This window comes from Pseudomonas sp. 24 E 13, assembly GCF_900004715.1.
In the GTDB taxonomy this organism is placed as follows: Bacteria; Pseudomonadota; Gammaproteobacteria; order Pseudomonadales; family Pseudomonadaceae; genus Aquipseudomonas; species Aquipseudomonas orientalis_A.
This window is the reverse complement of sequence record NZ_CVTO01000134.1, coordinates 615-866: the sequence shown is the minus strand read 5'-3', so window position 1 is coordinate 866 and position 252 is coordinate 615. Positions and strand designations below refer to the sequence as shown.

General features: G+C 55.6%; 1 protein-coding gene. It reads right to left on the bottom strand.

What is annotated here, in order from left to right:
• The coding region (locus tag BFP90_RS29240) for an immunoglobulin-like domain-containing protein (protein ID WP_256097480.1) at positions 1-229 on the bottom strand (229 nt) is incomplete at its 3' end.
• Positions 230-252 lie beyond the last annotated feature (23 nt).

Sequence of the window (252 nt, the reverse complement as noted above, 5' to 3'; positions counted from 1 at the left end):
GGTTAGTGATGTTAGTCACCAGCGCGCCGTTTTTATCCACAAGGCTGGCGGTGTAAACAATGTTGCCGCCTTCGCCAACCGTGGTGGTAGCGCTCAGAACCACATCGACCTTGTCGATGGTGTCGTTGATCGCTGTCGTTGCACTGTTTTGCGCAACTACCAGCTTCTCGAAGTCGCCGCCGGAAGCGTCGGTGATTTTGACGATCTGGGTGCTCTTGTCGATGAACACGTCATCGCTTGGAGCAGGCACGG